Source organism: Nannocystis sp. RBIL2 (assembly GCF_026626745.1).
Lineage (GTDB): Bacteria > Myxococcota_A > Polyangia > Nannocystales > Nannocystaceae > Nannocystis.
Genome location: NZ_JAPNJW010000001.1, coordinates 1,834,644 through 1,852,600 on the forward strand (window position 1 = coordinate 1,834,644; position 17,957 = coordinate 1,852,600).

Sequence of the window (17,957 nt, forward strand, 5' to 3'; positions counted from 1 at the left end):
TCACATCACCTTCCAGGTGATCCATTCGTACGGGACGCTGGCCCAATCGATGTCAAGGCAGCGAGGAATACCGGGGCAATCGAGGTCGACCTTCTCGATAGTGGCGAGCCGCGGGTTTTGCACGCAGATCGCCCCGAACTCGTCCCACACGGCCTCGATGTGGAGGGGGTTCATGACCGCGTCGGGCGTGACCGTGCCCGCCGCGTTCTCCCAGTAGATATTCCAATCCTGGACGGTGAAGCTCTGGCCGGTGCCGCAGTAATCGGCGGTGATCATCTTGAGCGTCGCGTCCTGCTGCGCGCGCGTGGCTGGGGCGGACGTGAGGGGGAAGATCTGGCCCTGCTCGTAGCCGAAGGCCTTGGCCTTGAAGGCCGCCTGGTCTTTACAGGCGAAGGTCACCCACTCGTCTTCGATCAGGTCGACCTCCTTGTTCTCCCGGTCGTAGGTCTCGCCGCGGATGACCGTGAGGACGGGCGTCGACGGCTGGTTCCAGAAGGTCGGGCACACGTTCTTCGTCGTGGCGTCGTCGGGGTCGACGAACCAGATCGCGTAAGTCGTGAACGGCCGGCCCTCGTCGGCCGACGACGGCTCGTCGTCGTTGTAGACGAGGATCGTGCCCTCCACCTCGTCGCCGTCTTTCTCGAGCACGAGTTTCCAGCCGACCAGGTCCTCGCCGCCGGCCAGCACCTGCGTCGTGTCGCCCTTGTAGACCACCAGCTCGCCGCGGATGTCGGTGTTGAGCGGGTAGATGTCGCTCTCCAGCGGGTCGCGCAGGCCCACCAGGCTCACGCCCGCGGAGTTCGGCACGCCGGCGAGCGACAGCTCCGGGAACGGCGCGTCGTTGATCTCCGGCGAGTTGTAGCCGCACGTCCCGCAGGTCTCGCGGAACTCCAGCTCGTCGCCCTCCGGCGCCGAGGTGCAGGCGGGGGTCACGGCGAGGACGACGACACAGAGGGGCATGAGGCGGGCGAAACGGAAAGACATGATCGTGGTACTCCGAGAAGGGTAAGAGGCGGCCGGAATGCGCCGCCGGTGAGCTGTGTGGTCACTCCCTCAGCAACGGACATGCCGCGAATTTCCCCAAGGATCGCAAGGCCCCAGGCGCGCTGACACCAGGTTTTTCTCGGCTTGCCCGGGTGCGGCCGCATGGGACACCATCGAGCCGCCCCATGGGCCCGCGCAAGTTCGAAAAGACGCCGTTCGAGCACCGGACCGCCGACGAGACCGTGTCCACCGAGCGGTCCGCGCGGATATGCGCGGCTCCGCGCACCGCCCGGCTCGTCCTCGTGCACCCGCGCGGCCTGGGCGAGCCGCAGGCGCTCGCCGAGGCCCCGGTGGTGCTCGGCCGCCAGCGCGACGCCGGCCAGCTCGTCGCCGCCCACAAGACCGTCTCGCGCCAGCACGCCGCGTTCCGCTGGGACCCCGTGGCCGGCTGCCACACGGTCGCCGACCTCGGCAGCCGCAACGGCACCTGGGTCGACGGCCGCTCCGTCCACGCCTTGCCCGTCTACCTCGAGGACCAGGCGGTGCTGCGCTTCGGCGACGTCCTGGCGGTGTACGAGCGACGCGACGCCGACCTGCGCGACGCCCCGCAGGTCTCGACCGACGCGGTCCCCGGCGAGTCGCTGGCGGCCCGCAAGCTGCGGCTGGCGATCGGCCGCGCCGGGCCCGACCTCGCCCCCGCCCTGATCCTCGGCGAGACCGGCGTCGGCAAGGAGCGGATCGCCGGCGAGCTGCACCGCCTCAGCGGCCGCCGCGGCCCCCTGGTCGCCGTCAACTGCGCCGCCCTCAGCCCCCAGCTCGTCGAGAGCCAGCTGTTCGGCCACACCCGCGGCGCCTTCACCGGCGCCACCACCGAGCAGCCCGGCATGTTCCGCGCCGCCACCGGCGGCACCCTCTTCCTCGACGAGCTCGGCGAGCTGCCGCTCGACCTCCAGCCCAAGCTGCTCCGCGCCGTCGAGCTCGGCGAGGTCGTGGCCGTCGGCAGCACCCAGAGCCACCGCGTCGACGTGCGCCTGATCGCCGCCACCAACCGCTCCCTGGCCGCCGACGTCGAGCAGGGCAAGTTCCGCCGCGACCTCTACGCCCGCCTGGCGCTGTGGGAGATCCACGCGCCGCCGCTGCGCGCCCGCCGGGCCGACCTGCTCGCGTGGGTCGATCGCCTCCACCGCGCCTGGCACGCCCCGCGCGCTCGCGGCGAGCCGCCGCTGCTCGAGCTGCCGGTGGCCCTCGCCGAGGCCCTGCTGCTACAGCCGTGGCCCGACAACCTGCGCGGCCTGCAGCGCTTCGTCCACGCCTTCGGCGCCGCCGACGGCGAGATCGAGGCCGACGCCTGGCCTGCGCGCCTCCTGTCCCTGGGGGCAGGTCCACCGGCCGCCTCGCCCGCGCCCGCCGCTCCGCCCGTCGACGCCGCTCCCCCGCGCACGGTCCCGCGAGCCCCACGGCCACGCCCGAGCCGCGAGGCGCTGCTCGCCACCCTCGAGGCCAACGCCTGGAGCATCCGCGCGACCGCGAAGCACTACGACTGCGAGCGCAAGCAGATCACCCGCTGGCTCGGAATGTACGCGATCGCCCTGCCCGGCCGCGACCCCGACGCGTAGGCCGAGAGCGCGGCCGAGAGCGTGTCCACAGTGACATGTCTATAGGGACATGGCCTTTCAGGCATCCACGCACCTGATCGTGGCCGGTCATGGACAGGTCCATGCCCGACACGAAACTCCACGCCCCCCGGCCTGCACGGGCGCGCTGGGTCCGTTCTCGCCGTCAGCCATCCATGTCACGATCTTCGAGGTAAGACGAATCGTCTTCACCCCTGATGTCCGTTCGTTCGAGGTACATCGGCGAACCGCGGCAGGGCACCCGCGCGAGCACGACTTTCCACGGTCTGCGCAATCACGCCGCGCTGTTCGATCAATCCATGCACATCAGCGTCCGCGCCGGCCTGAGCGACGAGGACCCGCTGTCCGACGATTTGCGCTTCTCACCTCGGAAGCGCCGCTGGCGACCGCTGGCGGCGCCGGTCCCACGCCCGCCACGATTGACCCGCTCGCTCGCTCGTCAGATCGGCCACCCGCTCGTGCTACGCCACTCGCATGAGCGACAAACCGACCACTGCGCACCCTGGTGTCCCCTCGCACCTCTTCGTGGAGGCCTATCAGGGCACCCCGCCGTGGGACGTGGGCACGCCTCAGGCCGCATTCGTCGCCCTCGCCGATGGCGGACTCATCCGTGGTGACGTGCTCGACGTCGGCTGCGGCCCCGGCGACAATGCCCTGTTCGCCGCCGAGCGCGGGCACGGCGTGTGGGGCGTCGACGTCGTGCCCGAGGCCATCGCGCGCGCCCAGGCCAAGGCGCAGGCGCGCGGGCTCGACGTCCGCTTCCTCGTCCACGACGCTCTGAACCTCGCCGCGCTCGGCCGGCGGTTCGACACCCTGCTCGACTCGGGCCTGTTCCACGTGTTCGGCGATCGTGATCGCGTCCTCTACGTGCGCTCGCTGGCCGACGCCCTCAAGCCCGGCGGCCTCTTGCACATCCTCTGCTTCAGCGACCAGGAGAGCGGCGAGCAGGGCCCGCGGCGGATCTCCCAGGCCGACCTGCGCGACGCCTTTCAGGACGGCTGGACGGTCCGCGAGATCCGTCCGGCCCGCTTCGCCAGCCTCATCCACCCCGGCGGCGCGCGGGCCTGGTGCGCCACGATCGAGCGCACCGACGCCTGACGGTCCGCGCGCGCAGGCCTGAATGCGTCGGGTCCACGGACCTCGCGTGAGGCCCTACGGACGCACGGGATGCTCCGTGCGGATCCAGCAGCGGCGGGACAATCATCGCACCGGGCTCCTGGGTTCGCTGCGAACGAACTCGCGGCCGAGGACTGCTGCCTCGTCGGCGCGCGCGGTCAGGCGCGGGCTCGACCGGCCCTGACGGTCGCCTGGGGGATTCTCGTGGCCGAACGCGTCCCCGGCCCGCGAGTCGCGGCGAACCGCACGCTGCCCGCAATGCGACTGCGATGGTGCACGCTGGCCGCCCGCGCCGCCGGGTGTATGGTCCGGCGGCATGAAAGCCCGCTCGCTCGCCGTCACGCTGTGTACCCTCGCGCTCGGCCTCGCCTCGACCGCCGCGCACGCCTCCAACTACCCGCCGGACTACGACATGTGCAGCCTCACCGAGACGCTCTACTCGGGGCCGTTCAAGGTGATCCGCGACTTCGTCGATCCGTGGGACGAGCACTACAAGCTCACGATCGTCTACGACGGCTACCTGCGCGACCAGTACGCCGACGATCAGATCAACTTCTACGTGTCCCTCAACGGCAACAGCGCGACGCTCGACGCCCTGCCCGGCGCCAACGACGACGCCTACGTGTTCCTCGACTCCGGGCCGCGCGGCTGTTTCTGGTGCCCCAACGGCCCGAACCCGAACAGCTCGTGCAACAACGTCACCTTCGAGCCGTACCAGAGCGGCAAGTGGATCTGCAGCTACCCGAGCGCGGTCGAGAACCACCTGTTCTACTGGTCCCACGACGAATTCGGCGGGCTCAACGCCTGGGACATCGAGCTCGCGGCCGAGGCCGGTGGGCAGTGGGACAGCAACTACGGCGGCAACTTCGACGTCCGCTTCGAGCCGAGCTCCTGCTGGTGACCGAAGGCCCGCGCGTCGCCCCGGAGCGCCCCGGCCGCTCGCCGAGCTCCGGGGCGAACGCATCGCCTCCCTGACGTCGTGCCTCGACGTCGGCGCGCCCTTCCCGCTCTCCGGGTCGCCCGAGCGGCAGTCGGAGAAGCGAATAATTCCGGATGGTTACGAAAATTCACACGCGCTCGCGCGATCGACCGATGAGTTCGCGGGGGCCGGTTGGTCTTTACGATCGGAACGATGCGGCGGGTATCCCGACCGCGCCCGCCTCCTCGGAGACCGACATGACCCGCAAATTCTTCGTGAACCTCCCCGTCCGCGACCTTTCGAAGTCGATGGCCTTCTTCACGGCGCTCGGCTTCGAGTTCGACCCGAAGTTCACGGGCGACCACAGCGCTTGCATGAGGGTGAGCGAGGGTGCGTTCGTGATGCTGCTGACAGAGTCGTTCTTCGCCGGCTTCACGAAGCGCGAGCTCTGCGACACGCGCACTCACGAGGAGGCTCTCTTCTCGTTCTCGGCTGCGAGCCGGTCGGACGTCGACGCGATCGTCGCCAAGGCAGTGGCGCACGGCGGCGTGTCTGCGGGTCCGCCCGAGGACCACGGCTTCATGTACGACCAAGGATTCTACGACCTCGACGGACACGGATGGAACGTGGTGTGGACGAACCCTTCGGCGACGTGATGCCCCATCCGAGGTTGCTGGTCTTCCCTGTCGACGGTACTCTCACGAAAATGCGACCCCTTCGTTATTCCATCAACGTCACACTGGACGGGTGCTGCGATCATCGTGCAGGCTTCTCCGACGAAGAGCTGCATCGTCGCGCGGCCGACAGCCTCGCCGAGGCCGACGCCCTGCTCTTTGGTCGGGTGACCTACGAAATGATGGAGGCAGCGTTCCGGTCGCCGACCGGGACGGACCCCTTCGCCCGGACGATCGACGCCGCCAAGAAGTACGTCGTGTCGAGCACCCTGGACCGGGTCGATTGGAACGCGGAGCTCGTGCGTGGGGACCTGGGGGAGGCCGTCCAGAAGCTCAAACAGCAGCCCGGCAAGGGACTGTTCGTGGGAGGCGTGAAGCTCCCGCTGGCGCTGGCGGAGTTGGGACTCATCGACGAGTACGAGTTCGTGGTGCACCCGACGCTCGCGGGCCATGGGCCGACGTTGTTCGCGGGGCTCTCCAAACGCATCGACTTGAAGCTCGTGAGCCGGCTGGAGTACGGCTCGGGGGCGGTGGCGATGCGGTACGAGCCGAGAAGGTAGCCATCAGGCTCGTCCGCCGCGCGATCGATGGCATCTTCCGCTCGCTTGGGCGCTGGGCGCAGGCGAGCCCCATGCACTCGGTCTCGGCGGTTGTTCCGCGGCGAGTAGACCGTCGCGCCGGCGGTCGCGTCGCCGGCGAGCTGCCCCGCCGACGTCTGCACGGCCGATCTCGCGGCGCTCGGATCACGTCGGTTCGCGCGCCGCCTGTCCGAAGAGCCAGGCGCTCGTGCGCGGCGCGGGCGCGACGCCGCAGTGAGCGGACGATTTCCTCCGGAAAACCCGATCGCACGTGCAACCTCGCAGTCGCCGCCGGCCCGATCGTCACCTGAACATCGTCGGTACGACAGGGTGCGACGGTGCAGAGGATTGTCCAGCCGCGCCGCAACGATTCGCACAACCGAGCGAATCGTGGGAGTTCCGATCCGCCCTCGAGCCCTCACCCCCATAAAGTCGGGTTTACGGATCGGCCGGGCCTCTGCCATCCTCCTCGCGGACCTGACAATGACAGCCAGCGCGGACGCCGATCTGATCCTCTTCAACGGGCGAATCACGACCATGGACCCGCGGGTGCCCGAGGCCTCCGCGGCGGCGATCCGCGACGGGCGATTCGTCGCCGTCGGCGATGACGCCGACGTCCTGGCGCGCGCCGGCGCGGGCGCGCGGCAGATCGATCTACGCGGTCGGCGGGCGATCCCCGGCCTCATCGATTCGCACCTCCACCTCATCCGCGGCGGCCTGACCTACAACAGCGAATTGCGGTGGGACGGCGTCGCCTCGCTGGCCGAGGCGCTGCGGCGGCTGCGGGCGCAGGCGCAGATCACCCCGCCGCCGCAGTGGGTGCGCGTCGTCGGCGGCTGGTCCGAGTTCCAGTTCGCCGAGCGGCGCATGCCGACCCTCGACGAGCTCAACGCCGCTGCGCCTGACACCCCGGTGTTCGTGCTCCACCTCTACTCGCAGGCGCTGCTCAACCGCGCCGCCCTGCGGGCCGTCGGCTACACGCGCGACACCCCCGACCCGCCTGGCGGCGTCATCCAGCGCGACCGCCACGGCGAGCCGACCGGCCTTCTGGTCGCCAAGCCGAACGCGTGGATCCTCTACGCCACTCTGGCCAAGGGACCGCGGCTCGGGCCCGACGAGCAGCGCAACAGCACCCGTCACTTCATGCGCGAGCTCAACCGGCTCGGCATCACCGGGGCGATCGACGCCGGCGGCGGCTTCCAGCAGTACCCCGAGCACTACCAGATCATCGAGGAGCTCGCGGCCGCCAGGCAGCTGACCGTGCGCCTGGCCTACAACCTGTTCACCCAGCGCCCCGGGCAGGAGCTCGACGACTTCCGCCAGTGGTCGCAGGCGGTCAGCCCCGGCCGCGGCGACGAGTATTACCGCCTCAACGGCGCCGGCGAGATGCTCGTCTACTCGGCCGCCGACTTCGAGGACTTCCTCGAGCCGCGGCCCGACCTCCCGCCGCAGATGGAGGCCCAGCTCGAGGGCGTGGTCGAGCACCTGGTCGCGCATCGCTGGCCGTTCCGCCTGCACGCCACCTACGACGAATCGATCACGCGCATGCTCGACGTGTTCGAGGCAGTGAACAAGAAGATCCCGTTCGCCGGCCTGCGGTGGTTCTTCGACCACGCCGAGACCGTCTCGGCGCGCAACATCGACCGGATCGCCGCGCTCGGCGGCGGCATCGCCATCCAGCACCGCATGGCCTACCAGGGCGAGCACTTCCTGCACCGCTACGGCCCCGAGGCCACCAGCGACGCCCCGCCCGTGCGCCGCATGCTGGCCGCGGGGATCCCCGTCGGCGGCGGCACCGACGCCACGCGCGTCGCCAGCTACAACCCGTGGGTCGGCCTCGGCTGGCTGGTCTCCGGTCGCAGCGTCGGCGGCACCGAGCTGCTCGGCCCCGGCGCCCGCCTGTCGCGCGAGCAGGCGCTGCGCCTCTACACCGCCGGCAACGGGTGGTTCTCGGGCGAAGACGGCCAGCGCGGCCTCGTCGCCGAGGGTCGCCTCGGCGACCTCGCGGTGCTGTCCTCCGACTACTTCGCGGTGCCGGAGGCGGAGATCCGCGACATCACCTCGGTGCTCACGGTGGTCGGCGGCGACGTCGTCCACGCCAGCGGCGACTTCGGCGGCCTCGCCCCTCCCCCGCTGCCATTCAGCCCCGACTGGGCCCCGCCCGCGCAGTACGGCGGCTACGACCCCGGCGTGGTCGCCCGCGCCCTGCGCCACCGCGCCCACCATCATCACCACCACCACGTCGGCCTCGCCTGCCCCTGCGCGGTGTTCTGAGCGCCATGCACCTGTCCTCGCGGACATGCCCGGCGCCGCGCCGCGCCGGGCCCGGCGGTCGCGTGCGCGCGGCCCGGACCGCGGCCCTCGCAGTCGTCCTCGGCGGCCCGGGCCCGGCCCGCGCCGAGCCGGCCGCGGGCGGTCCGAACGGACATGTTCAGAAAGACATGTCCTCCGCGACCGAATCACATGCTCCTGCAGACAGGGCGACCGCCGCAACCACGACCCGCGAACCTGACCCTGCGGACAGGTCGTCCCCCGCCCCCACCGATGCGGCCCGTGCAGCGACGACGACCTCCGCGCCAGGGAGAGAATCAACTGTCCCAAGGGACAGCCAAACTCCACCGCCCGACACGGCGCAGCGATCTGTCCCCAAGGACATGAGCCCCGCGCTCACCTCCGCGGCGCCGCGACCTGTCCCCAAGGCCACTTTCTTAAAATCCGCATCCCCGGCCCAGGCCGCCGGCGCCAGCGAGGCCGCAGCGCTGGCCGGGCGAGGCGGCGGTCCGCCGGCTGCCCCGCCGCCCTACCGCCTCTTGCGCGCCGACGAGGACTACCGCTATTTGCGCGACCCCACGCGCCAGGTCGACCTCCTGGATGTCCTCAAGTACATCCCGCTCGGCCCGCGCAAGCGCGTCGCGCTCGGCTTCGGCGGCGAGACCCGCCAGCGCCTCGACGCCTTCCGCCACCTCGACTGGGGCGCAGGCCCGCCGCGCTCGCTGTCGTGGCTGCAGCGCTACATGCTGCACGCCGAGCTGCGCGCCCCGTACTTCCGCGCCTTCGCGCAGATCAAGAGCGCCCTCGAGACCGGCCGCCCCGGCGGCCCGCGGGACATCGACCGCGACGACCTCGACTTCCACCAGGCCTTCGCCGACTTCGACCTCGAGCGCCCCGGCCTGCGGATCATCCTCCGCGCCGGCCGCCACGAGCTCGCGTTCGGCTCCGGCCGCCTCGTCTCCCCGCGCGAGGGCCCCAACGTCCGCCGCAGCTTCGACGGCGTCTCGCTGATCGTCGCGGTCCGCCGCGTCCGCGCCCACCTCTTCGTCACTCGCCCGGTCGCCACCCGCCCCGGCGTGTTCGACGACGGCTGGGAGCGCGGTCAGTGGTTCGCCGGCGCCCACGTCACGGTGCCCTCGCCGTTGCCCGGCGGCCAGGTCGACGTCTACGCGCTCTACCTCGACCGCCCCGACGCCGAGTACCAGCGCGGGCGGGCGCACGAGCGCCGCCTGTCTCTCGGGACACGTTGGTTCGGCGCCGCCGGCCGGCTCGACTACAACGTCGAGGCGGTGCTGCAGGCCGGCAAGTTCGGCGACGCCCCGCTGCTGGCGTGGACCCTGGCCAGCGACACCGGCATCGCATTGCCCCTGCCGTGGGACCCGCGGCTCGGCGTGCGCCTCGACGTCGCCTCCGGCGACCGCGGCGGCCGACGGCCCATGGGCACCTTCTCCGCGCTGTTCCCCAAGGGCTCGTACTTCGGCGAGGACGCCCTGATAGGCCCCGCCAACTTCTACGACGTCCACCCCATGTTGACGCTCGCCCCGCTCGAGCGCCTCAGCCTCACCCTCGACTGGGTGTGCCTGTGGCGCTACAGCCGGGCCGACGGCATCTACAACGTCCCCGGCGAGCCGCTCCTCGACAACCTCGGTGACGCGCGCTTCATCGGCCACCGCGCCGGCGCCACCCTCGAGGCCGAGCTCGGGCGCCACATCGGCTTCGTCGTCACCGTCGGCCGCTTCTTCCGCGGCCCCTTCCTCGCCCAGGCCGGGCGCACCCGCGACGTCGACTTCGTCGCCACCTGGCTGACCCTCAAGTTCTGACCCTCACCGTTGCCATCATCCCAATCAATCAAGGACGCGAAAGACCCATGCCCACCGCCACCGCCACCCCCGCCAAGTCGCTGCTCACCCCCGGCGACCACACCCTGATCCTCATCGATCACCAGTCGCAGATGGCGTTCGCCACCCGCTCGATCGACGCCATCATGCTGCGCAACAACGCCGCCCTGGCGGCCCGCGCGGCCCGCGTCTTCAACGTCGCCACGATCCTCACCACCGTGGCCGAGAAGACCTTCTCCGGCCCGATCTTCGCCGAGATCCGCGCCGCCCAGCCGGAGCTCGACCTCATCGATCGCACCACCATGAATTGCTGGGAGGACCAGAACGTCATCGACCGCGTCAACAAGCTCGGCAAGTCGCGCGTCGTCATCGCCGGCCTGTGGACGTCCGTGTGCATCGTCGGCCCGGTGCTGTCGGCGATCGAGCAGGGCTTCGAGGTCTACGTGATCACCGACGCCTGCGGCGACGTGTCCGACGAGGCCCACGAGCAGGCGATCACCCGCATGGTCCAGGCCGGCGCGCGGCCGCTGACCGCCCTGCAGTACCTGCTCGAGCTGCAGCGCGACTGGGCCCGCGGCGAGACCTACGGCGCGACCACCGGCCTCGCCGCCGAGCTCGGCGGCGCCTACGGCCTCGGGATCATCTACGCCAAGACCATGTTCAACGCCTCCGAGGGCGGCCACTAGGCGCCCATGAAGCTCTACCTGCTCTCGCTCGGCGTCGGCGTCCTGGTCGGCGTCCTCTACAGCGTGCTGAACGTGCGCTCACCGGCGCCGCCGATCGTGGCGCTGATCGGGCTGTTCGGCATGCTCCTCGGCGAGCAGGTCGGGCCGATCGCGCGGCGGCTCCTCGCCGGGGAGCCGCTGAGTGCGGCATGGTTCTCCCGCGAGTGCGCGCCCAAGATCACCGGCGTGCCCGCGCCCGAGCCCGACCATGGCGACCACGCCCCCCGCTGATCCTCCCGCTTCGTCCGCCGCTCCTGCCTCCGCCTGGGCGCCGCTGCGTCACCGCGTGTTCCGCTCGCTGTGGCTCGGCGCGCTCGGGTCGAACATCGCCCTGTGGGTGCAGAACGCCGTCGGCAGCTGGGACATGACCTCCCTCGCCAGCGCGCCGATCTACGTCGCCCTGCTGCAGACCATGTCCGGCGCGCCGGTGCTGCTCGTCGGCCTGCCAGCGGCCGCCTTCGCCGATCTGTTCGATCGCCGGCGGCTGCTCGTCGGCTTCGCCGCGTGGATGGCCGCGGTCTCGCTCGCGCTCGCGGTCCTCTCGATCACCGGCGCGCTCGGGCCTACGGCCCTGCTCGCCCTCACCTTCGCCCTCGGCCTCGGCGCCGCGCTGTCGGCCCCGCTGTGGCAGTCGGTGCTGCCGTCGCAGGTCGCGGCCGGCGAGCTCGCCTCCGCCGTCACTCTCGGGGGCGTCGCAGTCAACATCGCCCGCGCCGTCGGCCCCGCGATCGGCGGCGTCGGCGTCGCCCTCGCCGGCAGCGGCGCGGTCTATGCGTTCAACGCCTGCGTCTTCTCGCTCGTCGTCGTCCAGGTGGTGCGCTGGCGACCGATCCGAAAGCCCCCGCCGCAGACCCCCGAGCGGGTCGTCGGGGCCATCGTCGCCGGCATGCGCTTCGCCGTCCACGCCCCGGTGCTGCGGGCCGTGATCGCCCGCGCCGCCGCGTTCATCGTCTGCGGCAGCGCCCTGTGGGCCCTCTTGCCGGTGATCGCCCGCCGCGAGCTGCACATGAGCCCCTTGCGCTTCGGCGCCCTGCTCGGCTGCGTCGGCGCCGGCGCCCTGTTCGGCGCCGCAGTGATGCCCAAGCTGCGCGCGCGCTGGGGCCCCGATCGCATGACCGCCGCCGCCAGCCTTCTCTACGCCGCCACCATGCTGGTGCTCGGCCACGTGCGCAGCGAGCCCTTGCTGTACCTCGCCATGCTCGCCACCGGCGTCGCCTGGATCAGCATCATGTCGAGCCTCAACGTCGCCGCCGCCTCGGCCGCGCCCGGGTGGGTCCACGCGCGCGCGCTCGGCTTCTACCTGCTGGTCTTCCAGGGCGGCCTCGCGCTCGGCAGCCTCGCCTGGGGCAGCCTCGCCGGCCAGCTCGGCTCGCCCGCCACCCTGACGATCGCGGCCGCCGGCGTCGCTCTCGGCGCGCTCGGGGCCGTGCGCTGGCGCCTCGGCGACGCCCGCCGCGAGGCCGTCGCGTCGTGGGCTGCCTGGCCCGAACCAGTGGTCCTCGGCACCGACCTCGACCACCACGCCGGCCCGGTCCTGATCGTCCGCGCCACCGCGTCGCCGCGGCCCACCGCGCCGAGTTCCTGGCGCTGAGCCGCGAGCTCGAGAACCTGCGCCGCCGCGACGGCGCCAGCGACTGGTCGATCTACGAGGACCTCGGCGCCCCGGACCTCTTCGTGGAGACGTTCGCGCTCGGCTCGTGGTCCGAGCACGTGCGCCAGCACGGCCGCGCAGTGGTCGCCGACCAGGCCCTGCTGACGAAGCTCGCCGCCCTCAGCGAAGACGCCGGCGTCGTCCACCTCGTCGACGCCCGCGCCCTCGCGGCCGCTCGAGCCCGCGGCGCTCACATCGAGCCGCCGCACCCCGAACATCCATGACGTCCTCACATTCGCGAGAGGCCGACGAGCGTCTCTCTCGCCGCAGCGCCCGCATTCCATTCATCGTACTCCCGTGACCGACGATTCACTCGTCCTCGCGTCGCCCCCGCCCCCATCGGAGCATCCGTGACTCCCGACGAATCTGCCGCCCCGCTCGCAGCTCGCGCCCGCGACCTCGGCCTCCTGTCGCTCCGCCTCGGCGCCGCCGCCCTGATCTGGACCTTTCACATGCGGCCCAAGCTGCTGCACTTCGACGCCGAGCTGCGCGAGTTCCCTGATCCGCTCGGCATCGGCTCCGCGCCCAGCTTCGTCCTCGCGCTCGCGGCCGAGGGCGTGTGCAGCTTGCTCGTCGCCCTCGGCCTGCTCACCCGCCTCGCCGCCGTGCCGATCGTCTTCACCATGCTCATGGTCGTGACGATGGCCGCCCGCGGCTTCGCCGGCGCCGACGTCCAGTCGGCGCTGCTCTACGCATTGCCGTACACCGCGCTCGCCCTCACCGGCGCGGGCCGCTATTCGCTCGACCACCGGCTGCGCGCCCCTTACCGGCGCTTCCTCGCCCGCCTCGTCACGCCCTGACGCGCGCTCGCGTTCGCGCGTCGACGTCACCGGTCCCGTCACGAAGGCGGACCTTCGGAGGCCAGGACCCCGCGCGTTTCGCCCCTGCGATACGGCGCTCCTTGCGCGGCTCTTCGGCGCAGCCTCCGCCAGCCCCACCTTCGCCATCGCGCGATTTGCGCCGAGGCGGAACAGAGTCCTCGGCGCGCGAGGGTTCCCCCTCCCGGCTTGCGCCCGATCGCCGAGGTGCCGCGCCTGCCGCTGCGAATCCGAGGGATGCCTCCTGCCTGGCGTTCGCGTGCGCCGCCGACTGCGCTCGGATTCATGAACCCGAGTGCGACAATTGGAGCTACGAGCACGACCGCCGCGGCCCGCCCTGGAATGAGAACAGCGCGGGGGCGAATGCGTGCACGGCGCGGAGCAGTCGCGCCGATCGACATTCACGGCGTCACCCGCGGCGGCTCGCTGACGACCCCGCCGTGCAGCGAGGTTTTGCGGGGGATTGCCGGCCGTCGGGCGCGCCCGTGGGCCTACTATTAATACATGTCGCCGGGGACAGCCCGCTGCGGCGGCCCTCGCCGGTACGGCTCAGCCCGCCAGCAGTTCGGCCACCAGCATCACCGCGAAGCCGCCCAGGAAGATGTAGAACAGCACCTGCGCCAGCTGGACCGCGACCACCGTGATGCCGCTGAAGCCGATCAGCGCGGCCACCAGCGAGATGAACAGGAAGATGAGCGCCCAGCGAAGCATGTCCGAATCCTCGTGAGCCTCTTATTTTCGGAACGCGGGCCCGCGCAACCGCGCGCCCGGGGGCTCCGGCGGACACCCGTCCTTCGGCCTCCAGGGTGCCTCCCAGGGCCCCTGCAGGCCTTTTCCGCCGAGCGGTGCGCCAATACCCGCGCACGAAGCGCGACGCCCTTCTACCATTGCGAGGGCGACAGCCCGGCCCGCGCGGGCCTGGCCGACCAGGGGCCTGCGATCGCCGTAGAAGGAGTGTCCAGGGTCCGTTCGACCTGACGCCGCGCTGCGCCTCGCTGGGCGCTTCGGACCCCAAAAAACGTCGCGAAAAAAGTTGCGCCGGCCGGCATTGACATCCGTCCGGGCCCCGATCACGTCTCCCACAAGACGACCGAGTGCCCGGGAAACAAGGTTCTCCCCGGGGCGAGGGCAAGATCCGCGGCACGGCCTCGATGCGCCGGCGAGCCGCTCGGACCACGCGTACGGCGGCGAATGGCCGCCCGGATATGGAAGGACTGACACCATGCTGCGAGAAATCGATACCCGTGACTCGAACGGCGCTCTGGTGAATGATTCGTCGCACCGGCCACTCACCACTTACTTCCGCGACCTCGCCGACGCCGAGGTGATGACGCGCGAAGAGGAGACCGCCTCCGCGATCAAGCTGGTGCACCTGCGCCGCGGCATGTGGACGGCGCTCCTCGACTATCCGCCCTACGCCGAGCCGATCTGCGCCTTCGTGCGCGAGCGGCTGGCCGACGAGGTCTGCTCGCACGCCGCCCTGGCCGCCTATGAGAAGGCCGCGCGGACCCTCCGCGACCGCGACCTGCGCAAGCACCACGACGCCTTCCACGCCGCCCGCGACCGCGTCGCCGGCATCCTGCTCGAGGCCGACGTCGACACCGAGCTCGCCGACCTCCTCGTCGCCGACCTCGGCACCCTCGAGGGCAACCGCGGCGCCCCGACCTGCCTCGCAGTCCATCCCCCGCGCCGCGGCAGCGTCCCGTTCGCCCGCTACGTCGCCGCCGTGCGCAGCAAGCAGATCGCCTTCGTCGCCGCCCGCAACGCCTTCGTGCGCGCCAACCTGCGCCTCGTCGTCGCCCTCGCGCGCCGATTCTACCGCGGCAGCGTGCCCCTGCCCGACCTGATCCAGGAGGGCAACCTCGGCCTGCTCAAGGCCGTGGCCCGCTTCGACCCCGCCCGTGGCTGCCGCTTCTCGACCTACGCGGCCTGGTGGATCCGCCACGCCATCACCCGCTCGATCGCCGACAAGTCGCGCTGCGTCCGCCTGCCCGTCCACATGATCGAGGCCTGCCAGAAGGTCGCCCGCGCCCGCCGCGACTTCGAGCTCGCCGAGGGCCGCGAGCCCACCGACGAGGAGCTGGCCTCCGTCAGCGGCGTCAGCCGCGAGCGGATCTCCCGCATGGGCTGGTCGCTGATGGAGACCCCGCTGAGCCTCGCCTCGCCGGCCTCGCGCGACAGCGAGGGCACCCTCGCCGACGCCGTCGCCGACCCCGACTATGTCCCCCCGTCCGACCTCATCGACCGCGACCTGCTGCAGTCGCAGCTCGCCGAAGTGTTCGCTCAGCTCACCCCGCTCGAGGCCGACATCCTGCGCAAGCGCGTCGGCCTCGACGGCGAGACCGAGATGACCCTCAAGGACATCGGCGCCGGCTACTCGCTGTCGCGCGAGCGGATCCGTCAGCTCCAGGAGGGCGCGCTCGCCAAGCTGCGCGCCGAGTTCTCGCGTCGCAAGCTCATGTGACGCGCGCGGTCGGTGGCGCCGCGGCCCCTTCTTTCGCTTGCCCGCCGCCTCTGCGCGCTGCGGGCCGAGCTCCCCGCTCGCCCGCGAAACGATACCCCGTAGCGCGTCACCGACCGATTTGTCTTCCTCCCCGAACCGCCAAACCGCTCCGCGCGGCGGACCTGTCCCGCAGGACACGTCCGCCGCGCGGCCTCCTTTTTATTTAAAGCCATCGCGGCCGAAGCGCGGCCGTCGGCGGTCGGCGCCCCGGGCGCGAAAGCCGGCCGGGGCGCGCCCGAGCTTCGCGGCGACGGGGCGCGGCGCGTCCGCTACACTGCGCCGCCCATGCGCTTCCCCTTCCACGTCAGCGCCGTCGACCCGGGTTCACGGGCTCGCCGCGGCGCGCTCGACACTCCGCACGGCCGGATCGAGACCCCGGTGTTCATGGCAGTCGGCACCCGGGCGACGGTCACGGGTCTGACGCCGGCGGAGCTGCACGAGGTCGGCGCCGAGGTCGTCCTCGGCAACACCTATCATTTGATGCTGCGCCCCGGCCCCGATCTGTTCCGCAGGGTCGGCGGGATCCACCGATTCATGGGCTGGCACGGCCCGATGCTGACGGACTCGGGGGGCTACCAGATCTTCTCGCTGTCCGACGATCGCGTGATCAGCGAGCGCGGCGCCCGGTTCCGCAGCTACACCAATCAGCAGTTCCACATGCTCTCGCCCGAGGCCTCGATCGCCATGCAGGAGGCGATCGGCGCCGACATCATGATGGTGCTCGACGTCTGCGTCGACGCCCGCTCGGACGAGGCGACCACCCGGGCCGCCATGCAGCGGACCCATCGCTGGGCCCTGCGCAGCCTGGCCGCCCGCACGGGCACCCCGCAGGCGCTGTTCGCCATCATGCAGGGCGGCATCTTCTCCGAGCTGCGGCGCGAGTCGGCGGCCTTCCTCACCGACCACCCGTTCGACGGCTTCGCCATCGGCGGCCTCGCCGTCGGCGACACCCGGGCCGAGCGCGAGGACATCACCCACATGGCCGCCGAGCTGCTGCCCGCCGATCGCCCGCGCTATCTCATGGGCGTCGGCACCCCGCCCGATCTGCTGCACGCCATCCTCGCCGGCGTCGACATGTTCGACTGCATCCTGCCGACCAACCTCGCCTGGCAGGGCACCGCGTTCACCTCGACCGGCCGGGTCAAGCTGACCCGCGCGAGCACCAAGGACGACGACCGCCCGCTCGACGCAACCTGCGCCTGCAGCACCTGCAAGCTGTACACGCGCTCGTACCTGCATCACCTGTTCCGCTGCGGCGAGCCGCTCGGCCCGCGCCTCGTGTCCATCCACAACCTGCATCACTATCACGCCCTGATGGCCGAGGCCCGCGCCGCCATCGCGGCCGGTCGGTTCGCCGCCTACGCGCGCGCCAAGCTCGAGGCGATCGATCGCTACGAGCACAGCGATCGGCGGATCGGGGCGACCTCGTGAGCGACGATTGCGAGGTGGTGACGACGACCGGCGGCGCCCAGGCGATCCTCGACCGGCGCGTCGGCGAGGTCATGCACCCCGTGGTCGGGCCCGCGGTCGAGGCCGCGCGGCTCTACTGTGAGCCGGCCCGGCTGGCCGCGCGGCTGCAGCGGAGCGAGCCGCTGGTGCTGCTCGACGTCGGCCTCGGCGCCGGCTCCAACGCGATCGCGGCGTGGCGGCTGTCCGAGGCGCGCACCGCCGGGCCGCGCCTCACGCTCGTCAGCTTCGAGCGCAGCCTCGACGCCCTCGCGCTCGCCCTGCGGCCCGAGCACGCCGCCGACTTCGGGCTCGACGGCGCCGCCGGAGCCGCCGCCGCTTCGCTGCTCACAGGGGGCCTCCACGAGGCCCCGTGGACCACATGGCAGCTGATCGCGGGCGAGCTGCCGGGCTCGCTCGCCGACGGACCCGAGGCCGATGTCGTGTTCTGGGACCCGTTCTCGCCGCGGGTCAACCCCGAGCTGTGGTCGGTCGCCGCCTTCACGATGCTGCGCCGCCGCTGCCGCGCCGGGGCCACCGTGCACACCTACAGCGGCGCGACCGCGGTCCGCTCGGCGCTGCTGCTGGCCGGCTTCTTCGTCGGCGTCGGCGAACCGACCGGCGCGCATAAAGCGGCCACCCGCGCGGCCGTCGATTCGGCAGACCTCGAGCACCCGCTCGATCGCCGCTGGCTCGCACGCCTCGCTCGCTCGACCGCAGCATTCCCCGCCGACGCCCCTGGCGACGCCTTTCAGCGCGTCGCCGCTCACCCCCAATTCGCCTAGCCGCCGGCTCCGCAG

Annotated in this window: 17 protein-coding genes; 15 read left to right on the forward strand and 2 right to left on the reverse strand. The window is 71.7% G+C overall.

What is annotated here, in order from left to right; genetic code table 11:
- The gene (locus OV090_RS07270) at nucleotides 1-960 is read right to left on the reverse strand and encodes an ADYC domain-containing protein (protein WP_267702776.1); all 960 of its coding nucleotides are present in this window, start codon (nucleotides 958-960) and stop codon (nucleotides 1-3) included.
- Nucleotides 961-1,169: 209 nt separating this feature from the next.
- Between OV090_RS07270 and OV090_RS07275 the strand changes: the two genes are divergently transcribed.
- The 12 genes from OV090_RS07275 to OV090_RS07330 all read left to right on the forward strand — a co-directional run bounded on the left by OV090_RS07275 (nucleotide 1,170) and on the right by OV090_RS07330 (nucleotide 13,190).
- A complete protein-coding gene (locus tag OV090_RS07275) occupies nucleotides 1,170-2,600 on the forward strand; it encodes a sigma 54-interacting transcriptional regulator (RefSeq protein WP_267702777.1) in 1,431 nt (476 codons plus the stop codon).
- 492 nt (nucleotides 2,601-3,092) lie between these two features.
- Nucleotides 3,093-3,716 (forward strand): class I SAM-dependent methyltransferase, encoded by a 624-nt coding sequence (locus tag OV090_RS07280; protein ID WP_267702778.1) that lies wholly within the window; start codon nucleotides 3,093-3,095, stop codon nucleotides 3,714-3,716.
- A 334-nt stretch (nucleotides 3,717-4,050) separates the two neighbouring features.
- Complete coding sequence (locus tag OV090_RS07285) at nucleotides 4,051-4,635, forward strand: hypothetical protein (RefSeq protein WP_267702779.1); 585 nt, start codon at nucleotides 4,051-4,053, stop codon at nucleotides 4,633-4,635.
- Between the two features lie 275 nt (nucleotides 4,636-4,910).
- The gene (locus OV090_RS07290) at nucleotides 4,911-5,309 is read left to right on the forward strand and encodes a VOC family protein (RefSeq protein ID WP_267702780.1); all 399 of its coding nucleotides are present in this window, start codon (nucleotides 4,911-4,913) and stop codon (nucleotides 5,307-5,309) included.
- A 50-nt stretch (nucleotides 5,310-5,359) separates the two neighbouring features.
- Nucleotides 5,360-5,887, forward strand: coding sequence for a dihydrofolate reductase family protein (locus OV090_RS07295; protein WP_276600612.1), 528 nt, complete (start codon nucleotides 5,360-5,362; stop codon nucleotides 5,885-5,887).
- Between the two features lie 501 nt (nucleotides 5,888-6,388).
- The gene (locus OV090_RS07300) at nucleotides 6,389-8,179 is read left to right on the forward strand and encodes an amidohydrolase (protein WP_267702782.1); all 1,791 of its coding nucleotides are present in this window, start codon (nucleotides 6,389-6,391) and stop codon (nucleotides 8,177-8,179) included.
- 380 nt (nucleotides 8,180-8,559) lie between these two features.
- A complete protein-coding gene (locus OV090_RS07305; RefSeq protein ID WP_267702783.1) occupies nucleotides 8,560-9,996 on the forward strand; it encodes an alginate export family protein in 1,437 nt (478 codons plus the stop codon).
- Between the two features lie 47 nt (nucleotides 9,997-10,043).
- A complete protein-coding gene (locus tag OV090_RS07310) occupies nucleotides 10,044-10,700 on the forward strand; it encodes an isochorismatase family protein (protein WP_267702784.1) in 657 nt (218 codons plus the stop codon).
- Nucleotides 10,701-10,706: 6 nt separating this feature from the next.
- Complete coding sequence (locus OV090_RS07315; RefSeq protein ID WP_267702785.1) at nucleotides 10,707-10,970, forward strand: DUF1427 family protein; 264 nt, start codon at nucleotides 10,707-10,709, stop codon at nucleotides 10,968-10,970.
- On the forward strand, nucleotides 10,948-12,330 hold the full coding sequence (locus OV090_RS07320; RefSeq protein WP_267702786.1) for an MFS transporter: 1,383 nt from the start codon (nucleotides 10,948-10,950) through the stop codon (nucleotides 12,328-12,330). Before OV090_RS07315 ends, OV090_RS07320 begins: the two co-directional genes overlap by 23 nt.
- A 17-nt stretch (nucleotides 12,331-12,347) precedes the next feature.
- The gene (locus OV090_RS07325) at nucleotides 12,348-12,614 is read left to right on the forward strand and encodes an MFS transporter (protein WP_267707078.1); all 267 of its coding nucleotides are present in this window, start codon (nucleotides 12,348-12,350) and stop codon (nucleotides 12,612-12,614) included.
- A gap of 126 nt (nucleotides 12,615-12,740) precedes the next feature.
- Nucleotides 12,741-13,190, forward strand: a complete 450-nt coding sequence (locus tag OV090_RS07330; RefSeq protein WP_267702787.1) for a DoxX family protein — start codon at nucleotides 12,741-12,743, stop codon at nucleotides 13,188-13,190.
- A 567-nt stretch (nucleotides 13,191-13,757) separates the two neighbouring features.
- On the opposite strand, the gene OV090_RS07335 is transcribed toward OV090_RS07330, so the two are convergent.
- Nucleotides 13,758-13,919, reverse strand: coding sequence for a DUF1328 family protein (locus OV090_RS07335; protein WP_267702788.1), 162 nt, complete (start codon nucleotides 13,917-13,919; stop codon nucleotides 13,758-13,760).
- Between the two features lie 511 nt (nucleotides 13,920-14,430).
- On the opposite strand from OV090_RS07335, the gene OV090_RS07340 reads away from it, so the two are divergent.
- The 3 genes from OV090_RS07340 (at nucleotide 14,431) to OV090_RS07350 (ending at nucleotide 17,942) form a co-directional block, all read left to right on the forward strand.
- A complete protein-coding gene (locus OV090_RS07340) occupies nucleotides 14,431-15,672 on the forward strand; it encodes a sigma-70 family RNA polymerase sigma factor (protein ID WP_267702789.1) in 1,242 nt (413 codons plus the stop codon).
- Nucleotides 15,673-15,996: 324 nt separating this feature from the next.
- Nucleotides 15,997-17,142: a tRNA guanosine(34) transglycosylase Tgt gene (tgt, locus tag OV090_RS07345; protein WP_267702790.1), complete on the forward strand. Its 1,146-nt coding sequence runs from the start codon at nucleotides 15,997-15,999 to the stop codon at nucleotides 17,140-17,142.
- A complete protein-coding gene (locus tag OV090_RS07350; RefSeq protein WP_267702791.1) occupies nucleotides 17,139-17,942 on the forward strand; it encodes an MnmC family methyltransferase in 804 nt (267 codons plus the stop codon). The genes tgt and OV090_RS07350 overlap by 4 nt, the downstream gene beginning before the upstream one ends.
- Nucleotides 17,943-17,957 lie beyond the last annotated feature (15 nt).

Bases quoted from the DNA above. Each gene is read 5' to 3' on its own strand.
- OV090_RS07305 (WP_267702783.1), top strand. From the start codon at position 8,560: ATGAGCCCCGCGCTCACCTCCGCGGCGCCGCGACCTGTCCCCAAGGCC.
- OV090_RS07275 (WP_267702777.1), top strand. From the start codon at position 1,170: ATGGGCCCGCGCAAGTTCGAAAAGACGCCGTTCGAGCACCGGACCGCC.
- OV090_RS07320 (WP_267702786.1), top strand. From the start codon at position 10,948: ATGGCGACCACGCCCCCCGCTGATCCTCCCGCTTCGTCCGCCGCTCCT.
- OV090_RS07300 (WP_267702782.1), top strand. From the start codon at position 6,389: ATGACAGCCAGCGCGGACGCCGATCTGATCCTCTTCAACGGGCGAATC.
- OV090_RS07270 (WP_267702776.1), bottom strand. From the start codon at position 960: ATGCCCCTCTGTGTCGTCGTCCTCGCCGTGACCCCCGCCTGCACCTCG.
- OV090_RS07295 (WP_276600612.1), top strand. From the start codon at position 5,360: ATGCGACCCCTTCGTTATTCCATCAACGTCACACTGGACGGGTGCTGC.
- OV090_RS07290 (WP_267702780.1), top strand. From the start codon at position 4,911: ATGACCCGCAAATTCTTCGTGAACCTCCCCGTCCGCGACCTTTCGAAG.
- OV090_RS07285 (WP_267702779.1), top strand. From the start codon at position 4,051: ATGAAAGCCCGCTCGCTCGCCGTCACGCTGTGTACCCTCGCGCTCGGC.
- OV090_RS07310 (WP_267702784.1), top strand. From the start codon at position 10,044: ATGCCCACCGCCACCGCCACCCCCGCCAAGTCGCTGCTCACCCCCGGC.
- tgt (WP_267702790.1), top strand. From the start codon at position 15,997: ATGCGCTTCCCCTTCCACGTCAGCGCCGTCGACCCGGGTTCACGGGCT.
- OV090_RS07340 (WP_267702789.1), top strand. From the start codon at position 14,431: ATGCTGCGAGAAATCGATACCCGTGACTCGAACGGCGCTCTGGTGAAT.
- OV090_RS07335 (WP_267702788.1), bottom strand. From the start codon at position 13,919: ATGCTTCGCTGGGCGCTCATCTTCCTGTTCATCTCGCTGGTGGCCGCG.
- OV090_RS07315 (WP_267702785.1), top strand. From the start codon at position 10,707: ATGAAGCTCTACCTGCTCTCGCTCGGCGTCGGCGTCCTGGTCGGCGTC.
- OV090_RS07280 (WP_267702778.1), top strand. From the start codon at position 3,093: ATGAGCGACAAACCGACCACTGCGCACCCTGGTGTCCCCTCGCACCTC.